At 62.7% G+C, this 25,703-nt stretch carries 19 protein-coding genes and 1 pseudogene; 15 read left to right on the top strand and 5 right to left on the bottom strand.

The genetic code is table 11. The annotated features are described in order from the left end of the window. Nucleotides 1-1,030: 1,030 nt before the first annotated feature. From C8K44_RS18270 to pdxA, 5 genes are all read right to left on the bottom strand, one after another. Nucleotides 1,031-1,294: a DNA-binding protein gene (locus C8K44_RS18270; protein WP_109577215.1), complete on the bottom strand. Its 264-nt coding sequence runs from the start codon at nt 1,292-1,294 to the stop codon at nt 1,031-1,033. 376 nt (nt 1,295-1,670) lie between these two features. After that, the gene (locus C8K44_RS18265) at nt 1,671-2,801 is read right to left on the bottom strand and encodes an iron-containing alcohol dehydrogenase (RefSeq protein WP_109577214.1); all 1,131 of its coding nucleotides are present in this window, start codon (nt 2,799-2,801) and stop codon (nt 1,671-1,673) included. A gap of 35 nt (nt 2,802-2,836) precedes the next feature. Beyond that, nucleotides 2,837-3,973, bottom strand: a complete 1,137-nt coding sequence (locus C8K44_RS18260; protein WP_109577289.1) for an exo-alpha-sialidase — start codon at nt 3,971-3,973, stop codon at nt 2,837-2,839. A 71-nt stretch (nt 3,974-4,044) separates the two neighbouring features. After that, on the bottom strand, nt 4,045-4,950 hold the full coding sequence (locus C8K44_RS18255) for a dihydrodipicolinate synthase family protein (RefSeq protein WP_109577213.1): 906 nt from the start codon (nt 4,948-4,950) through the stop codon (nt 4,045-4,047). Beyond that, on the bottom strand, nt 4,947-5,936 hold the full coding sequence (gene pdxA, locus C8K44_RS18250) for a 4-hydroxythreonine-4-phosphate dehydrogenase PdxA (RefSeq protein WP_199227134.1): 990 nt from the start codon (nt 5,934-5,936) through the stop codon (nt 4,947-4,949). Before pdxA ends, C8K44_RS18255 begins: the two co-directional genes overlap by 4 nt. Before the next feature lie 384 nt (nt 5,937-6,320). Between pdxA and C8K44_RS18245 the strand changes: the two genes are divergently transcribed. The 15 genes and pseudogenes from C8K44_RS18245 (at nt 6,321) to C8K44_RS18180 (ending at nt 25,642) form a co-directional block, all read left to right on the top strand. Then, on the top strand, nt 6,321-7,970 hold the full coding sequence (locus C8K44_RS18245; protein ID WP_109577211.1) for an ABC transporter substrate-binding protein: 1,650 nt from the start codon (nt 6,321-6,323) through the stop codon (nt 7,968-7,970). A gap of 82 nt (nt 7,971-8,052) precedes the next feature. Then, nucleotides 8,053-9,009, top strand: coding sequence for an ABC transporter permease (locus C8K44_RS18240; RefSeq protein WP_109577210.1), 957 nt, complete (start codon nt 8,053-8,055; stop codon nt 9,007-9,009). Between the two features lies 1 nt (nt 9,010). Further along, entirely contained in the window at nt 9,011-9,976 is a 966-nt protein-coding gene (locus C8K44_RS18235; RefSeq protein WP_109577209.1) for an ABC transporter permease, read from the top strand. After that, on the top strand, nt 9,973-10,983 hold the full coding sequence (locus tag C8K44_RS18230) for an ABC transporter ATP-binding protein (RefSeq protein WP_109577208.1): 1,011 nt from the start codon (nt 9,973-9,975) through the stop codon (nt 10,981-10,983). The genes C8K44_RS18235 and C8K44_RS18230 overlap by 4 nt, the downstream gene beginning before the upstream one ends. After that, the gene (locus tag C8K44_RS18225) at nt 10,983-11,975 is read left to right on the top strand and encodes an ABC transporter ATP-binding protein (RefSeq protein ID WP_109577207.1); all 993 of its coding nucleotides are present in this window, start codon (nt 10,983-10,985) and stop codon (nt 11,973-11,975) included. Before C8K44_RS18230 ends, C8K44_RS18225 begins: the two co-directional genes overlap by 1 nt. Continuing rightward, on the top strand, nt 11,972-13,054 hold the full coding sequence (locus tag C8K44_RS18220; RefSeq protein WP_109577206.1) for a four-carbon acid sugar kinase family protein: 1,083 nt from the start codon (nt 11,972-11,974) through the stop codon (nt 13,052-13,054). The genes C8K44_RS18225 and C8K44_RS18220 overlap by 4 nt, the downstream gene beginning before the upstream one ends. Beyond that, entirely contained in the window at nt 13,051-13,836 is a 786-nt protein-coding gene (locus tag C8K44_RS18215; RefSeq protein ID WP_109577205.1) for a FadR/GntR family transcriptional regulator, read from the top strand. The genes C8K44_RS18220 and C8K44_RS18215 overlap by 4 nt, the downstream gene beginning before the upstream one ends. 51 nt (nt 13,837-13,887) lie before the next feature. Continuing rightward, nucleotides 13,888-14,850, top strand: a complete 963-nt coding sequence (locus C8K44_RS18210; protein WP_109577204.1) for a hydroxyacid dehydrogenase — start codon at nt 13,888-13,890, stop codon at nt 14,848-14,850. Nucleotides 14,851-14,852: 2 nt separating this feature from the next. Further along, nucleotides 14,853-15,911 (top strand): Ldh family oxidoreductase, encoded by a 1,059-nt coding sequence (locus C8K44_RS18205; protein ID WP_109577203.1) that lies wholly within the window; start codon nt 14,853-14,855, stop codon nt 15,909-15,911. A 272-nt stretch (nt 15,912-16,183) separates the two neighbouring features. Beyond that, nucleotides 16,184-17,443 carry a DNA repair exonuclease gene (locus C8K44_RS18200; RefSeq protein WP_109577202.1) on the top strand — a complete coding sequence of 420 codons (1,260 nt, stop codon included), beginning with the start codon at nt 16,184-16,186 and terminating at the stop codon, nt 17,441-17,443. Then, a pseudogene (locus C8K44_RS27955) lies at nt 17,440-17,979 on the top strand (AAA family ATPase); the annotation flags it as partial. The gene C8K44_RS18200 and the pseudogene C8K44_RS27955, both read left to right, overlap by 4 nt. 756 nt (nt 17,980-18,735) lie before the next feature. Then, on the top strand, nt 18,736-20,910 hold the full coding sequence (locus C8K44_RS27950; protein WP_245417541.1) for a hypothetical protein: 2,175 nt from the start codon (nt 18,736-18,738) through the stop codon (nt 20,908-20,910). 279 nt (nt 20,911-21,189) lie between these two features. Continuing rightward, a complete protein-coding gene (locus C8K44_RS18190; protein ID WP_109577200.1) occupies nt 21,190-22,386 on the top strand; it encodes a CAP domain-containing protein in 1,197 nt (398 codons plus the stop codon). A 209-nt stretch (nt 22,387-22,595) separates the two neighbouring features. Then, the gene (locus C8K44_RS18185) at nt 22,596-24,215 is read left to right on the top strand and encodes a type I secretion system permease/ATPase (RefSeq protein WP_245417537.1); all 1,620 of its coding nucleotides are present in this window, start codon (nt 22,596-22,598) and stop codon (nt 24,213-24,215) included. Beyond that, a complete protein-coding gene (locus tag C8K44_RS18180) occupies nt 24,215-25,642 on the top strand; it encodes an HlyD family type I secretion periplasmic adaptor subunit (RefSeq protein WP_109577198.1) in 1,428 nt (475 codons plus the stop codon). The genes C8K44_RS18185 and C8K44_RS18180 overlap by 1 nt, the downstream gene beginning before the upstream one ends. Nucleotides 25,643-25,703: the final 61 nt, after the last annotated feature.

Here is a 25,703-nt window from a genome sequence, read left to right as displayed (position 1 = left end):
CGAATTTCTCTCTGAAAAGTTCATCGCCTCGTGCGAAAGTGCGGGATGCAAGCCGTACGACAGGGAAGCGATGCTTTGAAGTGGTGGCGAGCGCGCACTAGCGCACCCTACTTTGATTGAAGCACCACGAGAATGCAGCGATTAGACTAGATATTCGTTCTTGTCGCTAGGACTTGCCCTCGGCTTGTTGGCCTCTCCGGTAGCGCTCCCTCCAGAGGCAAGCGCCCAAACCAATGTAAATATCAGCATCACTGTAGGCACCAATCTCAACAGAGGCGGGGCATAACCTGCAATCAGGGCGAAAGGCTGCTTCGCAATCGCGTTTTCCGGATCGGCGACGTGTAGACTGCCGCGGTCGGTTCTTTGTCTATAGGGCATGGCGAGGGACCACTCGCTTCGAGATTGCTGTTAGACAAAGCGATGGCCGCGTTGTCGATATGCGTCGCATCAGCAGCAGAAGGTAGCCGAAGATCTCGCGATCTGATCGCGCCCTAGCCTGTTTCCCGCCTGGTCAACTCGTGCCGCTCGATTAAAGGTTATGCCGTCTTGGCGGTCGGCATTTGCCGAGGTGCATCAGTGCGTTGTGGTGGGCGCAGCAGCTTTAGTGCTGTGCATTTTGGCTGTGGCGGGGCGTTTGGCTGCAGCAGGTCGCCTCTTGGGCTTCGCGGGGGCTAAAGGCATCGGCTCAAAGTCCGACGGAACTCTTGCAATGAACTCTCGGCCTGCTCGATAGAAGGCATAGCCAACAACTAGAAGTGCGATCGTCCGTAACATGGCGGGTCTCCTTTGCCACTTTGAACGTCTGCGAAGCCCGTATGGTTCCGGACATCTGGAGCTGAGGCTCGCCGCTGTGGGGCAAAGAAAAAGCCCGTCGCGGGGAGGAGATCGCGACGGGCTTGATAAGTCAGCGGCCTTCGGGAGGAGGAGAAGGCCGCTTGTGCATTGGCGCTCTGGGAGGAGGATGAACGCCAACAACGCGCAAATTGGCGTACATGTACGAGATTTCAAGGGTCTCCCATGCATCAAATTGTCAGGCAGCGTGTGGGACGCCTGATACTTCCTCGAATATTCCTTCTGGGAGGCCAAGCGCCCGGGCCACTCGGTCCCGATATCCCTTGTCGAAACGGTACCCGGATTCAATGTTTTCGACTTCTTCGACAGTCAGGCCGCTGACAATTGCGATGTGGTCGGTCGAATAGCCCACGTACTGCCGATAAGCTTGCAGTGCAGATATTCCGTTTGCGATTTGAGTTAGCACTGCCTCTGGCAGCGCAAAAGGCGTTGCAATAGCCATTTTGCCTCCAAATTAGAATTCAGCCCTTGCCGACGAAAACAGCACGAGCGTCAGACTGATGTGGGTGGTGCCAAAATGCCCAATTGAGCGGCACCCAATGCGCAGACCTCTTGAAACGTTGAGAGGCGCCCGGGCAATATGGCCGCTAGCCTTAGATTGATCAAGCCAGTCGGACCGCCTGCGCGCCGGAAATTGGCTGGACAGACATAGTTTCTGCCACCGAAGCAGTGTTGTTCGCCGACACATTCATGCTGATCCTCGATCAGCTTGGCGAACCGGATAGCGGCGGTTTCGTTTTGGAATTCGCTAGGGTCGAAGGCCTGTCTCGGCGTGCCATCACTATCCCTGCATTGGTTCGGCGATTGGCATTACTGGCCTAAAGGGCCGCGTTGTAGATCGACAGAATATCCTGTCGGGTCAGCTCGCGCGGGTTGTTGTCGAGCAGGCGGCGGATGGCGAAGGCGTCGTCGGCCATGGTCTCGAGGTCGTCCTCCGGCACGCCGAGCTTCGACAGGCGCATCTCGATGCCGAGCGAGGCGCAGTAGTCGTGCGTCGCGCCGAACACGTCCTGCACGGTATGGCCCTCGGGCAGCCCGAGGGCCAAGAGGATTTGGCGGGTCTTCTCCGCTGCCGCCGGCAGGTTGAAAGCGAGCACATGGGGGAATATCAGCGCGTTGGCGGCACCATGGGCGACGTGCCAGCGCGTGCCGAGCGGATAGGCGAGCGCGTGGCCGCCGGCGGTGTTGACCGGGCCGAGGCAGAAGCCGCCATAGAGCGAGGCGAGAGAAAGGCCGGCGCGGGCCTCGACATCGCTGCCGTCCTTGACCGCACGCGCAAGATAACGGCCGACCAGCTTCACGCCCTCCAGCGCGTAGAGGTCGATCATCGGATGCGCCTTCTTGTTGGTGTAGGCCTCGACGCAATGGGCCATGGCATCGACACCGGTGGCGGCGGTGACGGCTGGTGGAACTGTCATGGTCAGGGCGGGATCGACGACAGCGATGTCGGTTAGCATCTCGATGCTTTCGACGGCGAGCTTGGCCTGAGTCTTGGGGTCGGTGACGAGTGCGCGGATGCCGGCCTCGCTGCCGGTGCCCGAGGTCGTCGGCACCTGGGCGAGCGCGACCCGGCGCCGGGCCGCCTTGCCGACACCGACGATGTCCTGCAGCCTCTGCCCGGTGCCGGCCATGACCGAGACCAGCTTGGCCAAGTCCATGGCGCTGCCGCCGCCGAAGCCGACGATGAGGTCGGCCTCGGAACGGGCGGCGAGTTCGAGCACCTTTTCGAGGTTGGGCAGGTCAGGCTCGGGCCGCACTTCACCGAAGACGATCGTCTCGACGCCGAGGCCTAGTGTCTCGACGCGGGTCGCGTTGAAGGCGTCGGCGACGACAAGTGCTTTCTTGACGTTGCGCGCCTTGACCCAGCCAGCGAGCCGCGACACCACGCCGGGACCGAACTCGATGACCGGCGGCCGAACGATCGTGATGGGCGTGTTGAGACCGTTCATCGTTAGTGCTCCAGCTGGGCCGCGGTCGCGCATCGTCAGAAACTTCTCGGCGACAGGCGGACGTATTTGATGGCGCGGCGGAAATAGGTGAAGGCGACGTGGATCGCGCCGTCAGGGGTCTGAAGGATCGACGGATAGGAGAACTCGCGGTTCAGCCCGTCCTTGGAATTATTGGTCAGGCAGAAGCCGTCGCCGGTCTCGAGATCGATGCGGCCGCCGAAGCTGTCGCCGCCGCCGGACGAGAAGGCGAGGCTGAGCGGCGCGCGCGGCACGCCCCAGACGGCCTTGCGGACCGACGATGCCGCTGGCGGCGCTGCTTCCTGAGGCTCGTCGCCATCGATCTCGTCATAGAGCGATAGGCGCCGGTCATCGGACATCGAGGCATTGGCGTGGTTGTAGACGATGGCGATGCGGCCATCGGCCAGCCGCACGGCCTGCACCGAGGAGTTGTTGTTGGGCAGGTCGGTCGCTTCAGGGGCGCTCCAACTAAGGCCGCCGTCAAACGATCGGTTGCGCAGCACCTGCTCGGAGAAGCGGTTGCGGAAAATCGCTACCATCTCGTCACCGCCAAGCGGGATGATGTTCATGTGCACGGCGCCGATGCTGTCGGCCACGTCGTGCATGGTCCAGCTTGCACCGGCATCGGTGGAAACAAGCACGGCGGCGGTGTCGACATCGCCGCTCCAGCGCGTGCCTGATACGCCGATGCAACGGAACACCGGAAGAAGCCACGCGCCGCGGCCGTTCACGATGATCGGTTGACGTACGAAGGTGCCGGGCATGTCACACAGCACGGATACTGCGCCGAAGGTCTTGCCGCCGTCGTCGGAGATGCGGCATTTGACGACCGCTCCGTCCTGATGGCCCGAGGTTTGCGAGGTGTAGAGCAACCAGACCTTGCCGTCGGGCGCGTTGAACAGCAGCGGATTCTGTTCCGATTTTTGCGCGTCGTCCGACATTGTCTCGGGCGCAGACCAGACGTCCGAGCCGGGCGCCAGGCGCGACATGTAGATCGAGATGTCGCCCATGCCTTCCATGGTGCCGCCGAACCAGACGCAAGCGAGCGTACCGTCGGGCAGCAGTGTGAGGTTGGCGGCGTGGTTCTGCACTGTTGGCGACGGCAGGAAGGCATCCGATCGGCCGGCTGCGACGACCCTCACCTTACCGTCCATCCGCGCGGCAACTTCCGCGTGGGTCATGACGGATGCTTCGGCTTGTCCCGCGCCCATGGCCATCTCCCTGCTCATGGCAGTTGTTCGAGTTGCGGCTTGAGTTCGGCGATATCGCCGTCGCTGAGACCGACCAACGGCGGGCGCACCCGCCGCCAGGCCGCCTCGCCATGCTTGAGGCCGACCATCGCCTTGATGGTCGGGATCTGGGCGTAGCTGTTGGACAGGTTGCGCCAGGCATTGATGCGCGCCTGCGCCGCCTCGACCTTGGCCGCTGCCGCCGGATTGGCGTGGTTGTCGAACACCGTGCGCAGCGAATCCGCGATCAGGTTGGACGTCGCGGTGATGCACCCCGCCCCGCCCTCGCGCAGCAGCGGCAGCATCAGTGGATCAGCGCCTGGGAACACGGCAAAGGCGGGATAGGCTTTGACCAGTGCCTGCATATTGGCGAAGTCGCCCTTGGACTCCTTGATGCCGACGACCGTTTTCGGGAACGCCTCGATCAGGCGGCCGACAAGCTCGACCGACAGCGCTATGCCCGAGACCTGGGGGATGTGGTAGAGCACGACCTTCAGCCGGTCGTCGGCGACGCCTTCTAGGATGCGCGCATAAGCGTCGAACAGGCCATCGTCAGACACGCCCTTGTAGTAGAAGGGCGGCAGCATCACGACCTTATCGATGCCGACGGACAAGGCATGGCGGGTCAGTTCGATGGTTTCGGGAATGGCTGCGACACCGGTGCCCGGCATCAGCTTGTCGGCGCCGACGCCCGCCTTGACGACGCTTTCCAGCATCGCCTTGCGCTCGCCGAGCGAGAACGAATTGGCCTCGCCCGTTGTGCCGAGCAGGGCAACGCCGTGACAGCCCTCGTCAAGCAACCGCTGGCAATGCTTCGCCAGCAGGGCGTGGTCGGGCGACAGATCGGCGTTAATTGGCGTGGCGGCAGCGGAAAAGACGCCCGAGATTGCGAAACTGGTCATGCGGTCACCCGAGGCGTTCCGGCGAGCTTGCGCGCATAGGCAATCGCCGCGTTCATGTTGACGTGGTTGGCCTTGCCGGTGCCGGCAATGTCGAAGGCGGTGCCGTGGTCGACGGAGGTGCGGTCGATGGGCAGGCCGAGCGAGATGTTGACGCCGGTGTCGAAGGCCACCAGCTTCATCGGGATATGGCCCTGGTCGTGATACTGGGCGACCACGAGGTCGAAGGCGCCCGAATAGGCGCGGTGGAAAACCGTATCAGGCGGTACCGGTCCGTAGGCGTCGATGCCCTCTGTCTTGGCTGCTGCCACGGCGGGCGCGATGAATTCGTCGTCCTCTGTGCCGAACAACCCGTTCTCGCCGCAATGCGGGTTGAGGCCGGCAACCGCGATGCGCGGGTTTTCGATGCCGATGCGGCGCAGATGGCGATAGCCGGTGCGGATCGTCTCGAGGATGCGCTCGGGCTTCACCCTGGCAATGGCGTCCTTCAGCGACACATGGGTCGAGACGTGGATGACCGACATGCGCTCTGCGGCGAGCAGCATCCAAGACGAGCGTGACCCGGTGAGATGCGCGAGCATGCCGGTGTGGCCGTCATAGTGGTGGCCGGCGAGGTTGAGCGCTTCCTTGTTGATGGGGGCGGTGACGATGCAGCCGATCTCGCCAGCGGTCGCAGCCTCCACCGCGCGTGAGATGAAGCGGAACGAGGCGTCGCCGGCGCGGGTGTCGATCTTACCGAAGGCGATCGGGCCGCCGTCGATGGCGACATGCTCGACGGCAACAATATCGGCGCCGTCGGAAGTCGCGGCGAATTTCAGCGGTGCGCCGACGATCTTCGCCGCCGCCTCGAGGCTGTCGCGATTGCCGAAGACGCGGATGGTGGCGCGGTCGGCGGCACCCATCTCGGCCAGCGACTTGCAGATGATCTCGGGGCCGACCCCGGCGGGATCCCCCATGGTGATGCCAATCGTGCGGCTAGAACTCGCCATCGCTCCCTGTCCGTCTTGTCCGCAGGCTGCCCCGGTCGCCCGGTGCCCCCACGTTCTGGAATCCTCCCGAGCGCATGCACCCGTTGGGCACCTGTTGCACTTGGCCTGTGCCCGAAAACTGATCGGAACCGGCCAAGTTGTCAAGTTGCTTTTTCCGTGATCGGCTTATCGTTTGTGTCGAGTATTGCCATATCATATTGATTTATAATCAGAAATTTTCTGTCGTTTGACGACATCCTAATTTTATGAGCCCAAACCAGGAAAAAATGAATTGACATCTTTACAATATGGCGCCATTTGTTCGCCCACGGTCGCCGCTTCCGTGTCTGTTGCCTTTTGACTGACCAGAGCATCGCCGTTCACGGGTTTCAGGGAGGAAATGTGATGTCGAAACGGAACACCGAGACTCCGTCGCGCACCGGGATGACCCGCCGCGACGCGCTCAGGCTCGGCCTGGGCAGCGTTGTGGGCTTCACGCTGCTCGGCCTCAATGCCAAGATCGTCTTTGCACAGGAAGGACAGGTACTGAAGGTCGCCAATCCGGCCTTTAACCAGGACTGGTCACCGCTGCGCGGCGGCGGCGTGCCCTATCGCTGGAATTCGGCCTGGTGGGCCTCGCCGATGTATTTCGACAGCGAAGGCAAGATCCATCCTTACGTTTTCACGAGCTGGGAGGGCTCGCCGGACTCCAAGACCTGGACCTTCAAGCTCGACCCCAAGGCGACCTTCTCCGACGGCAGCAAGATCACCTCGGCAGATGTCGCGGGTTCGTGGAACGTGGCGGCGATGCCGGGTACCAAGAGCCAGCGCGCCGATCAGGTGCTCGGCAAGGTTGCGGGATTCGCCGAGGTGACCGGCGGTAGCGCCAATACCATCTCCGGCGTCGCCACCCCCGACGAGGGCACCGTCGTGGTGACGCTGACCGAATCCGACCCGATCTACTTCATGCGGGTTGCCAACCACATCGTGCCGATCACCAAGGCCTCGCAGTCGCGCGGCGAGGACGGCAACGAGATCCAGGACTGGTTCACGCCCGACTCAGGCGCGGTCTATTCCGGCCCGTTCAAGCTGACCAGCATCGATATCGACGGCGGCAAGCTGGTGTTCGAGCCGAACGAGAACTTCTTCGGGCCGAAGCCCAAGCTCGCCCGCATCGAGATCACCTCGATCGAGGACAACGTCACTGCCACCTCGCTGCTCAAGTCGGGCGAGTTCAACGCCCACACCGAGCTCGTGACCTCTACCATCGTGCAGGATCTGGGCGCAGAGTTCGCTTCCGGACCGCTGATCCCGACCAGCCAGCACTTCTGGTTCAATTCAAAGCGGGCGCCGATGGACGACCCGAAGGTGCGCCAGGCGCTGATCATGGCCGTCGACCGCGACGGCCTGATGAAGGCTTCGTTCCCCGATGGCCCGCACAAGAAGACCGACCAGGTTCTCAATTCGGTGCCCGGCGCCGACAATTCCGGCTTCGAGCCTTACCCCTATGATCCGGAGGGCGCCAAGAAGCTGCTTGCCGAGTCGACCTATGGCGGTCCCGAGCGCCTGCCCAAGATCCTGTTCGTCGGCATCTCTTCGCCGGCCAACGAGGCAGCCGCCCAGTTCATTGCCGAGCAGTGGCGCCAGAACCTCGGCATTACCGCCGTCGACATGAAGCCGCAGCAGGACGCCTATGCCGGCCCCGACCAGAACGCGGTGCAGATCTTCCGCGACGACGTTGGCACCCGTGTGCCTGATGCCGCGAGCTACCTCGCCGGCTCGATCGCCTCGACCTCTTCCAACGCCCAGAACAAGCTGGGCGGCTACAAGAACGACAAGGTCGACCAGCTGCTCGCCGAAGCCGCCACCAAGGCCGCTGACGATCCCCAGCGCGTGGCCCTTGCCCAGGAGGCCCAGAAGGCCTTCCGCGACGACTGGACCTTCATTCCCTGGTACGCGCAGGCGATGTCGCGTTGGGCCAATGCCGACGTGAAGGGCATCGACAAGAACCTCGACTGGCAGGTTGTCGCGCCTTGGGAAATCACCATCGGCTGATGCCGAGGTGAAGCGCACGGGGGCAAAGCCCCCGTGCTATGCTCCTCTTAAGAACGAACCGAGCGGTGGGAGGCCGCCCGCCATGCTGCGTTATATTGCAACACGGCTGCTGCTGTGGATCCCGTCCGTTCTGCTGGTCATGCTGGCTGTCTATGCCATGGCCTATTACGGCGCCGGCGACCCGATCAAGCTGATCTTCCTGCGCGCCCCCGGCGACGTTGCCTACAATCCGGAAAAGATCGAGGCAATCCGCGATGCGGCCGGCCTTAACCGTCCGTTCCTCGTGCAGTTCGGCAGCTACATCCTCAACCTCTTGCAGGGCAATTTCGGCAACTCGCTGACCTCTGGCCGCTCGGTCTGGGCGATGGTTTCGGCAGCGGCGCCTGTGTCGTTCAAGCTCGGCCTCTGTGCCGTGGTGCTGACGGCGGTCGTTGCCGTTCCGCTCGGCATGATCGCGGCGATGAACCAGAACACCAGGATCGACTACACGATCCTCGGCTCGGCATTGTTCCTGTGGGCCATCCCGGCCTATGTCGCCGGCCCGTTGCTGATGGTGGCGCTGATCTACGTCCTGCCCGGCGGCAAGGTTCCCTATGGCTGGGGCGGCATCTTCGACGTACGCATCCTGCTGCCGCTGCTGGTGCTTTCGTTCCAGCCGATCGCCTTGATCGTGCGCCAGACCCGTGCCGCCGTGATCGAGGTGCTGTCCGAGGATTTCGTCCGCACCGCCCGCGCCAAGGGCGTGCCCGAGTTGGTGGTGGCGCTGCGCCACATCCTCCGCCCCGTGCTGACGCCTGTCGTCACTCAGCTTGGCCTGATCATGATCACCATCGTCAACGGTGCCATTTTCGTCGAACTGGTGTTCGGCCTGCCGGGCCTCGGCCGCCTCACCGTCTCGGCGCTGACCAATTCCGACTATCCCGTCATCCTCGCCATCACGCTGATCGGCTCGTTCCTGGTGATGCTGTCGAACCTTCTGGTCGACGTGCTCTATCCACTGCTGGATCCGCGCGCCAACGACACGATGAGGAGCCGCTGACATGACGATCACACCCGTCATTCTCTCCTCAACAGTGGCCGACGACGAGCCCCCCGTCAGCTTGTGGCGCGATGCCTGGCACCGCCTGCTGCGCAACAAGCTGGCGGTCGCCGGTCTGGCTGTGGTCATCCTGCTCGCCTTCGTCGCCGTGTTCGGCCCGTGGCTTACGCCCTACGACTTCCTGACCCAGGACCTTAACGCCCGCAACCAGGCGCCATCGCTGGCGCATCTGTTCGGCACCGACGATCTCGGCCGCGACGTTTTTTCCCGCGTGGTCTACGGTACCCGCACTGCCTTCGTCGTCGCCATCGTCGTCACCGCTATCGCCGTTGTCATCGGCGTGGCACTTGGTGCAATGGCCGGCTTCTTTGGCGGAATGTTCGACCGCATCGTCATGTGGTTCACCGACATGACGATGTCGGTGCCCAACCTGCTGCTGGTCGTCGTCATAAACGCTTCGCTGAAGACGCCGATCACCGCCTGGATGGAGGCGCGCTACCAGGCGACACTGAACCCGTTCTACCGCGAGACCATCTGGGTCGACTTCCTGCTGGTCTTCGGCTCGATGGCGCTGATCAGCTGGCCGCCTTATGCCCGCCTCGTCCGCGCCCAGGTCCTGTCGATCCGCGGCCGGCCCTATGTTACCGCAGCGCGTGCGCTCGGCCTCACCAACCGCCTGATCCTGATGCGCTACATCGTGCCCAACGCCATCGGCCCGCTGATCGTCTCGGTCAGCGCCGGTCTCGGCACCGCAATGGTGCTGGAAAGCGCCTTCTCCTTCCTCGGCGTCGGCGTCAATCCGCCCACGCCAAGCTGGGGCAACATGATCTCCGACGGCCTGCGCGTCTGGCAGCACTATCCGCACCTGCTGGCAGCTCCCGCCGCCGTGCTCGGCCTCGCAACCGTCGCCTTCTCGTTCCTCGGCGACGGCCTCAACGACGCTCTCAACCCGAGGGGCAGCAAATGACCGCTCCCGCAGACAACAAGCCACTGCTCGACGTACGCGGCCTCACCATCGAGATCGACACCCGTCGCGGCCCTGCCGTCATCGTCGACGGCATCAACCTCACCGTCGGCAAAGGGGAGACCGTCGGCGTCGTCGGCGAATCCGGCTGCGGCAAGAGCCTGACCATGCTGTCGCTGGTGCGGCTGCTGCCCAACAAGATCAGGGTCAAGTCCGGCACTGCCGAATTCGCCGGCCGAGACCTGCTCAAGATGTCAAAGTCAGAGCTGCGCCAGGTGCGCGGTGGCAAGATCGGCTTCGTCTTCCAGGACCCGATGACCTCGCTCAATCCGGTCATGCGCATCGGCGACCAGCTGTGCGAACCGCTGATCTACCACCGCAACATGAGCAAGGCCGACGCTCGCGAGCGGGCGATCGAGCTTTTGCGCCTGGTCGGCATCCCCGGCCCCGAGCAGCGCATAGAGGCCTATCCGCATGAGCTTTCGGGCGGAATGCGCCAGCGCGTCATGATCGCCATCGGTCTTGCCTGCGACCCCGAGCTTCTGATCGCCGACGAGCCGACGACTGCGCTCGACGTCACCATCCAGGCGCAGATCGTCGACCTGGTGAAGGACCTGCGCAAGAAGCTCAACATGTCGGTGGTGTGGATTACCCACGACCTCGCTTTGATTGCCGGTCTCGTCGACCGCGTCGCCGTGCTTTATGCCGGAACCGTGGTCGAGGACGCTCCCGTCAACGAGCTCTTCGCCCGCCCGACGCATCCTTATACGCGCGGCCTTTTGGCCTCGATCCCCAAGCTGTCGGACGAACGCGCGAGCCGCCTCTCCTCCATCGGAGGCACGCCGCCTGAACCGGGGCGCCGCCCCAAGGGCTGCCCGTTCGCGCCACGTTGTGCGCTGGCGGAAAGCGTCTGCCATGAGCGCGTGCCGGTGCTCGAGCCGGTTGCGGGCTCGACCGGCCACCGCGTCGCCTGCTTCGTCGCCCAGCGCCAGATGATGGAGGCCGCGTGATGGCTGCCGAACCGCTGATCAAGGTCGAGAACCTCGTCAAGCATTTCGTCGTTCGCCTCGGCGCCTTCGGTGAGCGCGGCGCCACCGTATACGCCGTCGACGACGTAAACTTCGACATCTTCGCGGGCGAGACGCTGTCGCTGGTCGGAGAATCCGGCTGCGGCAAGTCGACGACTGGCTTTACCCTGCTCAACCTGCAGAAGGCGACATCGGGCAAGGTCCTCTTCCAGGGCGAGAACATCGTTTCGCTCGACGAAAAGCGCATGCGGCCCTATCGCCGCGAGCTGCAGATCGTTTTCCAGGATCCCTACTCGACGCTCAACCCGCGCATGACCATCGGCGAGGTGGTCGGCGAGCCGATCCTGTTCCACAAGCTCGCCACCAAGGCCGAGCTGCCTGAACGCGTGTCGCGCTTGCTCGCCGATGTCGGCCTGCCGGCGCGCTTCGCCCAGCGCTATCCGCATGAGCTTTCGGGCGGGCAGCGCCAGCGCGTTGCAATCGCCCGTGCACTCGCCTGCGAGCCAAAATTCATCGTCTGCGACGAGGCAATCTCGGCGCTCGACGTGTCGGTGCAGGCGCAGATCATCAACCTTCTGCTCGACCTGCAGGAGAAATACGGGCTGACCTATCTGTTCATCGCCCACGACCTTGCCGTGGTGCGCCACATCAGCACCCGGGTCGGGGTCATGTATCTCGGCCGCATGGCCGAGCTTGCAAGCCGCGAGCAGCTGTTTTCCAACCCGCTGCATCCCTACACCAAGGCGCTGCTGTCGGCCGTGCCAGAGGCCGACCCCGAGCTCGAGAAGACGCGCCAGCGCCAGATCCTGACGGGCGACGTGCCGAGCCCGCTCGCTCCGCCAGCGGGCTGCCGCTTCCACACGCGCTGCCCTATTGCGATGGATAAGTGCAAGGCCGTCGTGCCCGAGTGGCGCGAGGTTGTCCCTGGCCACCACGTCGCCTGCCACGCCGTCGAGCAAGGAGCGGCTGGATGACGCTGATGCTCGCCATCGTCGCCGACGACCTCACCGGAGCGCTCGATACTTCGGCGCCTTTCGTCGCGTCGGGCCTCGATGTCGCAGTGGCGATGACCCCCGAAGCGACCGAAAAAGCGCTGGCGGCCAAACCCGATGTGATTGCGATCAACACGGCGTCGCGCGGCCTGCCGGCGGAGGTCGCCAGATCCAGGGTGCGCGACGTCGCGAAGACATTCATGCCGTATGCGCCCGATATCGTCATGAAGAAGGTCGACTCCAGGCTGAAAGGCAATGTCGGTGCGGAAGCCGACGTGCTTGCCGAGGCCTCGGGGCGCAACGCGCTGGTGGTGGCGCCTGCCGTTCCCGACCAGGGCCGCGTTACATGCGATGGCGCCGTCGTTGGCCGCGGTGTCGATACGCCGTTGCCGGTACTTCAGGCTTTTGCTGGCTTGGCCAGGCGTGTTTCCGTGCGCAATGCGGGCAGCGACGCCGAGCTTGATCACATTGTTGCCGAGACTGACTGGAGACATGCCATTGCCGTCGGGGCGAGGGGGCTGGGCCTTGCCTTCGCCCGTAATCTTCGTGCCGACGACAATTCGCAGCACACGGCCCCGCCAGCATGCGGCCGGAGCGTGCTGTTCGCCTTCGGCTCGCGCGACCCCATCACCGACCAGCAGGTTGCCCGGTTGATCCGGGACAATTCCGCCATCCAGATCGTCGATGCCCTGAACGGTCGCTTCGCGCTGCCAGCCGAAAGCTCCCTGCCGATGGTGGTGCGCTGCACTGGCGAAATGGTCGAGGAGCCTGCTCGCATCGCCTCCCGTTTTGCAGAGGGCATCGCCGACTCTGTACTCCGGCTGCGGCCCTCGACACTGGTTATGGGCGGCGGCGACACGGCTTTGGCCATACTTGGCGCGCTTGGCGCCGACGTGTTACTTCCAAAGGGCGAGGTGGCACCGGGCCTGCCCTGGTTCACCATTACGACACGCCATGGCGAGGGGCTGCGTTGTGTCGTAAAATCCGGCGGATTCGGGACGGTCGCGGTTCTATCCGATCTTTTGCGACCGCCGAGCGGGGAACAGGCGGAACGTACATGACGACCGAGTTGCAGCAGGACGGAACAGAGCCTGATACGGCCGAAACCGGCGAAAAGCCGGGTAGCGGCATCAAGGGTGCGTCCAAGGCGCCCAAGCTGGTCGACAAGGTGTTCGACCAATTGCAGGAGCGCATCGTCTCCGGTGAGTTCCCGTCCGGTTCCAAGTTGCCGGGCGAACACGATCTTGCCACGCTGCTTGGCGTTTCCCGGCCGGTGGTGCGCGATGCGCTGGGACGCCTGCGCGACGTCGGCCTTGTCTACTCCCGCCAGGGCTCGGGCACGTATGTGCGCGTCTTCGATACCCAGAAGACCAGCCTCGGCTTCTCGCCGGTCAAGACTATCGCCGATATCCAGCGTTGCTACGAATTCCGACTTACCATCGAGCCGGAGGCCGCCTATTTCGCCGCGCTCCGCCACGACGTGGCCGCGATGCAGAAAATGCGCGCGGCTCTTTCCGAACTGCGTGATGCGACGCGCGACCAAACGCATCGCTCCGACGTCGACTTTCTGTTCCACCGCTCGGTGGCAGAGGCCGCCAACAACCACTACTACACCGCCTGCCTCGACGCGCTGCGCCAGCACATCGCCGTTGGTATGAACCTGCACGGCTTGTCACTGATGGGACCGTTGACCAAGCTTGAACAGGTCTACGACGAGCATCGCGGCATCTGCGACGCGATTGCCGCGGGCGAAGCCGAACTCGCGCGCGACCGCATGCGCGAACACCTCGAAGGCTCGCGCAACCGTTTGTTCGAAAACAAGGTGCTCGATCTCTCGCGCTGACACCGGGTTAGCAGAACTTCAGCCGCTCTGGCGTCACGGAAGGAAGGGACGATGACAACGACGATCGTTACGGTCGGCGGCCGCATGGCTGCCGAGGGCCTTGCCATGCTCGAAAATGCCGGCGTCGAATGCATCTCGACCGGACCGTATCCGACGAAACCGGAGGTGATGGCGCTGATAGACAAACACCAGCCGGAGGCACTTGTGGTGCGGCTGGTGGAACTGGTCGACCGCGACATGCTGGCCGCTTCGCGCAGCCTCAGGATCGTCGCCAAGCATGGCGTCGGTACCAACGACATCGATGTCGCGGCGGCAAAAGAGCTGGGCATTCCGGTCATCATGGCGACCGGCGCCAACGCCCATTCGGTGGCCGAGCACGCGCTTGGCCTGATCCTGGCGCTAACCAAGGATTTCCGGCGCCAGGACGGCCACATCCGCAACGGCCTGTGGGACAAGAAGCTCTATGCGGGGCGCGAGCTGCGCGGCCAGAAGCTCGGCCTCGTCGGCTTCGGCCTAATCGGTCAGATCCTTGCCCGAATGGCGGCTTCGATCGGCATGCGGGTCTCGGCCTACGATCCCTTCGCGCCGGACGAAGCCTTCGCAGGCGGCGTGACCCGCGCCGCATCGCTCGATGGCCTGCTCGCCGAAAGCGATGTCGTCAGCCTGCACTGCCCGCTGACCGAGGGCACGCGCGGCCTGATCGGAAAGCGCGAGATCGCGCTGATGAAACCTTCCGCCTTCCTCATCAACACGGCACGCGGCGAGGTGATCGACGAGCCGGCGCTGATCTTGGCGCTGCAGGTCGGCCGCATCGCAGGCGCCGGCCTCGACAGCTTTGCCGAAGAGCCTCCCCAGGCAAGCCCGCTGTGGAAATTGCCCAACGTCTTGCTTACGCCGCATGTTGCCGGCGTCACCGAGGACGCGCGCCGCGCGGTCTCGATCATGACTTCCGCAAACGTGCTTGCCTTCCTCCGCGGCGAAACGCTCGCCCAGAACCTCTATGCAAAGGTTTGACCATGGCTGAGAAGCTATACGACGTCGCCGCTCTGACCGACTTCGCCTTTGCCCTTTTCAAGGCGGCTGGCCTTGAGCCCGACAAGGCCCGTACCGTCGCAGAAATCCTCGTCGAGGCCGATATGATGGGCCACACCACCCACGGCCTGGCCCTTGCCCCTTGGTATCTCGAAAGTATCCGCAATGGCGTCATGACCAGATCAGGCGCACCCAAGGTGGTGTCCGACCGTGGCGCCTGCGTCACGTGGGACGGGCTTCGCTTGCCCGGAGCATGGCTAACGGTGTCAGCCATGGACCTCGCAGTCGAGCGCGCAGCGACCTATGGCACCGTCACTGTTGCCATCGGCAACAGCCATCACATCGGCTGCCTGGCGGCCTACCTCACTCGCGCAACCGATCGCGGGTTTGTTGCCCTCTTGGCGAGTTCCAGTCCTTCAGGCGCGTCTGTCGCGCCCTTCGGTGGTACGCAAGGCGTCTTCACGCCCAACCCTATCGCCGCAGGTATCCCGACAGGTGGTGATCCCATACTGATCGATGTCAGCGCCTCGATCACCACCAACAATATGAGCTCCCGGCTCATCGGCGAGGGTCGAACATTCGAGCACCAGTGGCTGCTTGACCGCAACGGCAATCCGACAAACGACCCAAAAGTGCTCAACGACGGCGGCACCATCCTGCCCGCCGGCGGCCTCGATCATGGCCAAAAGGGCTACGCTCTGGCGATCCTTGTCGAAGCTCTGACCCAGGGACTTGCCGGCTTTGGCCGGGTAGACGGACCAGCGGGTACCAACGCGGCCGTGTACCTACAGGTTATCGACCCCACCGCGTTCGCCGGCGACGCAGCTTTTGTACGTCAAACCGGTTGGCTTGCCGATGCGTGCCGAAAGAACCCTCCTCGACCCGGTGTCGAACGCGTGCGCCTACCTGGCGAAAGTTCTATTTGGCGCAAGCAGCAGGCACTTGCCGATGGTCTGGCGCTTCATGAGGGAGTGTTTGACAAGCTCAAGACCGAAGCTGAACGCCTTGGCGTGGAAGTTGGCCCAAATTTGCAAGCGCAATAGGCGAACGGCATCCGAAAATGCAAAATCGCCAAAAAGGGTAGGTACGGGCTTACAATGATGTCATCCATGAGCGCCTTGTCAGCTACGTGCCATTGGATGTTCCAAAGGCGGGGCATGCGCCAGTTCGATCCAGTCCTGCCCGAATTTTGACAAGCGGCTTCTCGAACGCAATAAGGTGCTAAGCGTTCACCTCGGAGCCGATTTGCTGTTTCCGGTGTCGTTCGATCATTCGTCGCCGCGGACATGTTTGCCATCTGTGGCTGGAGACCAGGATGGCATTTCGATTTGTCCACACGGCCGATATTCATCTCGACTCTCCGTTGCGTTCGCTGGCGTTGCGCAATGCCGAGCTTGCCGAGCTTGTCGGCGATGCGAGCCGACAGGCCTTTGTCGCAATCGTCGACCTCTGCCTTTCGGAGCGGGTCGATGCACTGATTATCGCCGGCGACCTCTATGACGGCGATCAGACGTCAATGAAGACCGCACGCTTTCTGGCCGCCCAGATCATGCGCCTCCATCAGGCCGGCATCATCGTCTACAAGATTCGTGGCAATCACGACGCGCTGTCGCGAATATCCAAGCAACTTACCTTTCCTGAAACCGTGACTATATTTGGTGGGCGGCCCCAGACAGTGTTGCAGACCTCAGGTAGTCTCGATGTCGCCTTCCATGGGTTGAGCTTTGCCAGCCCAAAGGCGCCGGAGGGCCTGCTTGCCAAATATGCGGCTGCCCGGGAAAATGTTGTCAATATCGGCATCATGCACACCAGCCTTGCCGGTTCTCCCGGTCACGATGTCTATGCGCCGTGCAGCGTAGCCGACCTGCAACGGCATGGTTTCGATTATTGGGCGCTCGGCCACGTCCATGTCCGCAAGGTCTATCCCGGGGCGGCGACCGTTGTGATGCCGGGTATGCCGCAGGGAAGGGACATCAACGAGGCCGGCGAGAAATCGGTCACATTGGTGACTGTCCGAGACGACCGTTCGATCGAGATCGACGAGAGGGCGCTCAGCATTGCGCAGTTCGAGCGTGTGAACGTCGATTTGACGGGCACGGTGGAATGGGCGGAAGCCGTCGGGCGCATCCGGATTGCCTTGGAAGAACGGCGGGCAGCTGTCAGGTCGCGCCATGCCGTGGTCCGCCTCAGGCTTATGGGCACATCGCCGTTGTCGTGGAAGATCATCCGCGACAGGGATCTGCTGCTGGCTGAGGCGGAACAGCTGGGCGAGCAAATTGGTGACACCTGGGTGGAAAAGCTCGAGCTCGATCTTTCTGCCTCCGGTTCCCAGGCATCTGAGGGCCCTGCTGACCCGATATTCGAACTTGCGGAAACCATGCATGCCGAAACCCGTTCCCTTGCATTTCGCGAGGATGCGAAGGCACTCGTGATGAGAGCGCTCGCAGACCTGCCACCGGAGGCACGCGAGTTCGCAGGAAAGGATGAAGCAGGCCTGGAGGAGTTTCTTGATCGGGTACTGGCCAGTGGCGCCGAGCTGGTTACAGCTCGTCTCAAGACTGGTGATGTCCAATGAGGCTCAGGCGCCTTGATCTCGTCCGCTACGGCAAGTTTACCGACAAGACGATCGACTTCGGCCAAAATCAGCAACAAGGGCCGGACCTTCATGTCGTCTTTGGGCTGAACGAGGCGGGCAAATCGACAGCGCTATCAGGATATCTCGATCTCCTGTTCGGGATCGAGGAGCGCAGCCGCTATAATTTCGTGCATGAGTACAGCGCCATGCGCGTTGGTGGTGTGCTCGAAGTCTCGGGCGAAGAGCAGGTGTTCACCCGCACGAAGCAGCGCAACAATTCGTTGTTCAATGAGGCCGGTCAACCGGTCAGCGAAGCTGCGCTGTCCGCTCATCTCGCAGGCCTCTCCCGCGATGCTTACACCACGATGTTTTCGCTTGATGACGAGACACTCGAAGCCGGCGGAAAGGCAATCCTGGAGTCTCGCGGAGATCTGGGCAAGCTGCTGTTTACGGCCAGTGCCGGGCTTGGCCGTGCCAGCGACACCCTCGGCGTTCTTGAGGCGGAGGCGGACAGGCTCCACCGTAGGCAGGCGCACAACACCGAAATCGCACTGCTCAAGAAGCGCCTGGTTGAACTTAAGACCGCGCGCGATGCGATAGACACCTTGGCATCGACCTATGAGAGCTTGGAGTCCGAGAGTAGCGACGCGAAGCGGCAATATGATCGCAGTGTGTCTGAACGGGCGGCCCTGACCGGAAGGCTGGAGACCATTTCGAGGCAGCTGCGCGCACTGCCGATACAAAACGACATAGATCGGAAGAAGGCGAGGTTGGCCGAGTTGCCGAGCCTCGTCACGCCCGCCCGTGCGTGGACAGGCAGCGTCGCCGAAATGATCGACGACGACGCAAGGCTTAGGACGAGGCAATCCGCGATCGCCGACGAGCTCGATAGAGTCCATGGCAAGATCGCATCGATCGGCTTGGACGAACAGATCCTGGCGGTGTCGGAGCGGGTGCGCGCCATGGCGGACAGCAAGGCGCGATACATTTCGGCCGGTCTGGACCTGCCCGCGCGAAAGACTGAACTGCAAATCCTCGACAATTCCGTGTCAAGCTGCCTTGCGGCCCTAGGCAGGCCGTCTGAAACAGCTCCTGAAAAGCTGCTTGTACCTGCAGCCATTGTCGGGGCTCTGCGCAGTTTGCTTGAACAGCGCTCGGGCGTCGTGACCAGCCTGCGTGTGGCACGCGATGAGGCCTCGGCCTCATTTGACGCCCTTCAGGCTGCACGTGAGCGTGTTGGCGAAGAGCCGGCTGTGCCAGCACCAGCCAGGGCACGGGTGGCGGCGTCGCTCTTGAAGGCGAGGGAAAGCGGACACCTTCGCGAAATCCGGGCCGCGCGCGAGACCGAAGATGAAAACGCCGCCCTTTGGGAGGCAGCGCTGCACCGACTGCATCCTTGGACGGGCGATGCCCCGGCCCTGCTTGGGAAGTCGGTTCCGAGCCCATCACAGATCAGCGCGTGGAAAGGGCGTTCTGCAGAACTTGCCAAGGCGAGGGCGGTGCTTCTTGCGAGGGTTGCAGAGCATGAAGACACCCAGGCATTGCTCTCGAGTCGGCTTGCGGCCCTTCGCTCTTCGGTTGATGCTTTGGACGACGAAACAGCCGCCGCGATACGCCGCGATCGCGACGAGGCCTGGGAAAGGCACAGGGGCGAGCTTGACGGCGAAACCGCCGATCAGTTTGCCTCGGCACTTGCGCGTGACGACGTTGCCGGGCTTGGCAGACTTGCCAACGCGCATGGGCTTGCCGAAAGGCGCGCGGCAATGCGGAGCCTCGCTGAAACCGAAGCTGTCCTTGCGCGAGCGCGGACTGCCATTGATGTGAACCGCGTGGAAAATGAAGGGCTGGTGACAGAGTTGATGGCTGCGGCAAGCGACCTGCTCCACCACAGGTCGGACGCTTCCACCGAGCGTCTGATAGATGCGATCGAGCACCTTTCTGAAGCGCGCGGAGACGCTCTCGATGCCTGGGCCCGGATCGACGTTGCCAGGAGGAAAGCCGAGCGTGCGACGGCTGATGGAGCTGTTGTTTCGGTGGCGCTGGCTGGCGCGCTGGAAAGCGTCGGCATTGCGCCCAACACGGGTGACAGTCTGGAAACCGTTATCGCGGTCGCGGAGCAGTTTTTGGAACGGCAAACCAGGCTGGATGCCGAGCGGGCCGAAGCGTTCCGGACCGTAGCGGCCAAGGAAGAGGACCTTGCAACCAGACGGCGCGCGGTCGAACTGGCTGAGCGACACGACCAGGAATGGCTTTGCGCCGTGATCGACACGCTCAAGGGAACATGGCTGGAGAATGGTGCTTCGATAGCGGGCCTTGGAAGCGTCCTCGATCAGTTGGCTATCCTGTCGAAATCTCATCAGGATCGAGAGGCGTTGCAGCTGCGCATAGCCAAGATGGAGGCTGACAGGGCGAACTTTATTGCTGAAGTCGTAAATGCTGCCGCCGAAGTGAACCAGCCTGTCGACGATGATCCAGCGCAACTTGCGGTGGCGCTTCAGCAGCGCCTGGAGCTCGCGGATCGTGCGAGGGAAAACAAGGCGACCCTTGTTGCCGAACTGGAGCGGTTGAAAGGAGACAGGGACAGCCTTGACGGCGAGGCGGCAACCCATGAGCGAAAAAAGCTCGAAGTGCTTCAGATTTTTGCTGTCCAGACCTTGGCAGAAGTCATCGAGCGCGACGAACAGCTGCGCGACCGGGACCGCCTGCACCATTCGGTAATCGAACTCGAAGAGCAGCTCTGTGTCGAGCTCGCGGTCGAAAGTACAAGTCAGGCGCTGTCGGTCCTCGATGGCCTGGAGCCGGACCTTCTGGGCGTTGAAAAGGCAGAAATCGACCGGCGACTTTCTGATCTCGACGACGTCATTGAGGCCCAACTCGTTCGGTTGACCCGGGCCACCGACAGGCTGGACGCGATCGGTGGAGACAGCGCGGTTGCTCGCATCGATGCCGAGCGTCGAACCACCCTGCTCGATATCGAGTCAAAGGCAGTCAGGTTCATCGAGTTGAAACTGGGCGTCATGGCTGCGACAAGCGCATTGCGCCTTTACCGTGAGCGCCATCGCTCAAGCATGATGGCACGCGCCTCGGACGCCTTTGCGCTGATGACCCGAGGGCAGTACACCGGCCTGACGACCCAGCCGAACAAGGGTGGAGAAATCCTCATCGCTTTGCAGCGTGATGGCCAATCCAAGGTGGCCGATGCACTGTCAAAGGGTGCACGCTTTCAGCTATATCTGGCGCTGAGACTGGCAGGCTATTACGAGTTCGCCCAGTTTCGTCCCTCTGTGCCGTTCATCGCCGACGACATCATGGAGACCTTTGATCATGTACGCTCCGAGGAAGTGTTCCGGCTGTTTGGGGAAATGGCGAAGATTGGCCAGGTAATCTACCTTACCCACCACCGGCATCTTTGCGAAATTGCCAGAGAGGTCGTGCCTGGTGTCAAAATCCATGAACTCGCATCGTGATCAGGCTTTGCCATAAGCAGGCTGTCGTCGAACCTGCGTGAAAATTGATCCGGTGCTAAGACCGCGCCCTGAGATTGACCGCGTCGGACGTGATCTGGCCGAGCCGTAATGGCTGGCGGGCGCACTTTTGTCGCCCCTTCAAGTGCGCATTTATATGCGCAGGTCCTAATTTAATCATCTGAGGGCCGCATCATCAACACAGTTCGTGCCTAGGCCGAAGGTCGGGTGGACGGGGAAGCTGGGGGTTCAATACCAATCTGGAACCAACGGGGAGACCCCATGACGCAACATAGCGCCAACGAGCAGTATCTGCTTGAACTCATCAACGCAGAGCGCGCCAAAGCAGGTGCCCAGCCACTAGCATTCGACAATGACCTCAGCGAAGCCGCTGAAGGACACGATCAATGGATGCTCGCGGCCGATGTCTTTTCGCATACCGGTTCGGGCGGTTCATCGCCGACCACACGCATGAAGGCTGCCGGTTATACGTTGAGCGGATCGTGGGCTACCGGTGAGAACATCGCTTGGGCGACCACGCGCGCCCCAACCGGCTATGTCGACGAGGTTCAGCTTCTTCACACCAACCTGATGAACTCCTCAGGTCACCGGGCGAATATCCTCAACCCGAACTTCCGCGAAGTTGGACTGGGCTTCGAGGTCGGCGACTACAAAGGTCGCAGCAGCGCCTTTGTCACTGAGGATTTCGGCAAGACCGGCTCGGATCTGTTCCTGACGGGTGTCGCTTTTGACGACAAAGACGGGGACCATTTCTACGATCCGGGCGAAGGGCTCGGCGCCATCACGGTGACCGCCAAGAATGCCGCGGGCCAGACCTTCAAGACCACGACGTCCGCAGCCGGTGGCTACGATCTGGCGCTGAAGCCCGGCACCTATACTGTGACCTTCTCGGGCGCAAACATCGACACCTCAACCCAGACGGCGACGATCGGCACCAAGAACGTAAAGAAGGACTTGATCGATCCGACAATGAAGTCGGGAACGCTGGCTGCGACAGCCTCGGCTGAGGATCCAGGTTCCGACGCTGGCCACACGCAACCGGCGCCCACCGACACAACGGATGCCGGGAGCAATGCCAATGCCAACGCATGGCTCGCCGACTTCTTCAAGAAGATGGATCATTTCGGTGCCGACCAGGGTACGCGTGCCGCAAGCACGGTAGCTGCGTCCGACGATGGCGCTATCAAGCGGGGCCATTCGGTAGCCTTTGATGGCGACCACCTGCAATTTGCGCAAAACATCGCCTCGCACGCCAATGCCGAGCACGTCTCGAGCCAGTTCGACGGCGACCACATCCATCAGGCCGTCGACGCCGCCGTTGCCGCACTCCAGGCGCATCTGCCAGCCGACGTTCACCTGGTTGCGGATGCAGGCGATGCGGCACAAGCCGCGGTTGCCAAGATCCTGGCGCAGATGGCCGGGCATTCCGGCCAGCACAACGCAGACCTCGTCGCGTGAACATGAGCTGACATGACAAGCCGGTTGGCCGCGCCTCAGGCGCGGTCAGCCAGCATTGCTCAAACCTGCTGCCAAGGGGAAACGCCCTGACAAAACCGCTTCCGATCGACCAGAACCGCACGAACCACTCCGAGCTTCGCCAAGCTCTGGGCTCTTTTCGGGGCGCATTTGTTGCCGTTGCCGGGTTCAGCGGCCTCATCAACGTGCTGATGCTGTCGGGTTCGTTGTTCATGCTCCAGGTCTATGACCGGGTGTTGCCGAGCCGCAGTGTTCCAACGCTTGTGGCGCTGATTGTCATGGTGGTGGTTCTTTACGTCTTTCAGGGCTTGCTGGAAGCGGTGCGCGCGCGCGTGCTGACACGTATCGGCGCCGGCATCGATGAAATGATCAGCGGCCGCGTGTTCAATTGCATTGTCCAGCTGCCGCTTCGCAGCCGAGACCGTGGCGAAGGCTTGCAGGTGCAGCGCGACCTCGACCAGGTCAGCGGATTTCTTGCGGGCGGCGGCCCCGCGGCATTGTTCGACCTGCCGTGGATACCGCTTTATGTCGGCATCTGTTTTCTCTTTCACCCTTGGATCGGTGTTGCTGCATTGATTGGCGCTGGCCTTTTGGTGTCATTGACGGTCCTTGCCGATCGGCTGGTGCGCGTACCGACGAAGGCGATGTCGGGCTTCAGCACAAGGCGCAGTGCCATCGCACAGGCCAGTGCGCGCAACGCCGAAGTGCTGGTGGCGATGGGAATGGGCGAAAACCTGGCGAAGCGCTGGAACCATGCCAACGGCGATTTCCGTCAAGCGCAAGAACGCGCCAGCGACCTGACGGGAGGCTTTGGCGCGGTGTCGCGCATCTTTCGCATGATGCTGCAGTCGATGGTGTTGGCGCTGGGTGCCTATCTTGTCATCTACCAGCAGGCGACACCGGGTATCATTATTGCAAGTTCTATCCTGACCTCGCGCGCGCTCGCACCCATCGAGCTTGCCATCGCGCACTGGAAAAGCTTCCTCAACGCCCGTCAGAGCTGGCACCGCCTCGACGAGCTGTTCAAGGCCTTGCCCGTGTCCACGGGTGGGATGGAGCTTCCCGCACCCGCCGTGGAACTCACGGTCGAAGGTATCAGCGTCGTTGCCCCCGGTGATCGACGACTTGTCGTGCAGGATGTGGAATTCTCGCTGAGCGCCGGGTCGGGTGTTGGTGTCATCGGACCCAGCGGCTCGGGAAAATCGTCGCTTGCCCGCGCGCTGGTCGGTGTCTGGCCGCTGACGCGAGGCAAGATTCGGCTCGATGGCGCAGCACTCGAACAATGGCCTGGGCAATCGCTGGGCCGCCATATCGGCTACCTGCCCCAGGATGTCGAATTGTTCGCCGGCACGGTCGGCCAAAACATTGCGCGCTTCGAAGATGATGCGCCGTCGGAAGCGATCATCGCCGCGGCAAAGGCCGCCGGCGTGCATGAGATGATCCTTCGTTTGCCCGAAGGCTATCAGACAGAAATCGGCGAAAGCGGTGCGGCCCTTTCTGCCGGCCAGCGCCAACGGGTGGCCCTGGCGCGCGCCCTGTTCGGCGACCCGTTCCTGGTCGTGCTCGACGAGCCCAACTCCAATCTCGACTCGGCGGGGGATCTGGCGCTGACGCAGGCCATCGAGCGCATCAAGGCGCGTGGCGGTATCGTCATCGTGGTGGCGCACCGGCCGAGCGCGCTCGCGGCACTCGACCATCTGCTGGTTCTCGGCGGCGGCAAGCAACAGGCGTTTGGGTTGAAGAGCGAAATCGCGCGACAGGCGCAGCAACCGGTTCATGTGCCGTTGCACGCGGTGGGAGCGGCGGGCTGATGACTGCGGTCGCAAACCATCTTTCGACAAACAGGCTGCGCGTGGCACGGGATGTCGCGTCCAGCGTCAAGGCACATGCTGCTGCGCTTCTCGACCGTGGTGCAAAGCCGATGGTCGGTGCCTCGCCGCAGCAGCAGAGACTGCGTCATGCCATACGCCGAAATGTTAGGCTGGGAACGATTGCAGCCTTGGCACTTGTCGGTGGCCTTGGCCTTTGGGCTGCCACCAGCAATCTCTCAGGTGCGGTAGTGGCAGCCGGCCACCTGGTGGTCGACTCCAACGTCAAATCTGTCCAGCATCCGCAAGGCGGCGTGGTTGGCGCGCTGAATGTGCAAAACGGCAGTATGGTCGCGTCAGGCGATGTTCTGATACGCCTCGACGACACGGTGGCGCGCGCCAATCTCGCCATCGTCGAAAATAGTCTGGACGAACTCACCGCGCGGCGGGCCCGGCTGACGGCCGAACGGGATGGCGCCGAGGCAGTCAACTATCCCGGCGAACTGACCACGCGGGCGCTCGATCCTCGTGTCGGGCAGTTGATAGAGGGCGAAAACAAGGTTTTTGCCCTGAGGCGGCAGGCCCGAGACGGCCAAATCTCGCAATTGCGCGAGCGCATCGCTCAGTTCCGCGAGGAGATCGCCGGCCTCGAGGCCCAGCAAAAGAGCAAACAGCGCGAAATCTCTCTGACCAAGGTCGAGCTCGATAGCATCAACCAGCTTTGGCAAAAGAAGCTCGTTCCCATGTCCCGGCTGGCCGAGCGGCAACGCGCCCAAGCCCAACTCGATGGCGAAGATGGCCAGCTGACGGCCGCCGCCGCCCAGACGCGCGGGCGCATCAGCGAAACGGAACTCGCCATCATCCAGATCGGCCAGGACATGCGCTCCGAAGTGGCCGCCGACCTGCGTGAAATCGACGCCAAGGCGGGCGAACTCAGGGAGCGGCAAGTGGCCGCGGAGCAGTCGCTGAAACAGATCGACATTCGCGCGCCGCAGTCGGGCCGGGTCCATCAATTGGCCATCCACACCGTAGGTGGCGTCATCACGCCAGGCGAAGCGATAATGCAGATCGTGCCGACGGCCGACGCGCTGGTCGTCGAAGCAAGGGTCGCCCCGCAGGACATCGACCAGATCCGCATCGGCCAGCCGGCGACATTGCGTCTGTCGGCGTTCAGCCAGCAGACGACACCGGAAGTGGATGGCACGGTCGACCGGATCTCTCCCGACATGATCGAGGATCCCAAGGCGGGCGTCTCCTACTACGTCGTTCGAATTGGTTTGTCGGCGGAGAGCCTGAAAAAGGCGGGCCCGCTTGAACTCAAGCCAGGCATGCCGTCCGAGGTGTTCCTCAAGACCACCGATCGTACGGTTCTGTCTTACCTGTTCAAGCCATTGACCGACCAAGCCAGCCGCGCATTCCGCAGCGACTAGATGCTGTCGACATTCAGGACGGCGGGCCCAGAGGTAGTTTGGCCTTCAGTGAGTTGCGAGA

The organism is Aminobacter sp. AP02, assembly GCF_003148805.1.
Lineage (GTDB): Bacteria > Pseudomonadota > Alphaproteobacteria > Rhizobiales > Rhizobiaceae > Aminobacter.
Note: the sequence above shows the minus strand (reverse complement) of the source record. Positions and strands in the feature narration are given on the sequence as shown.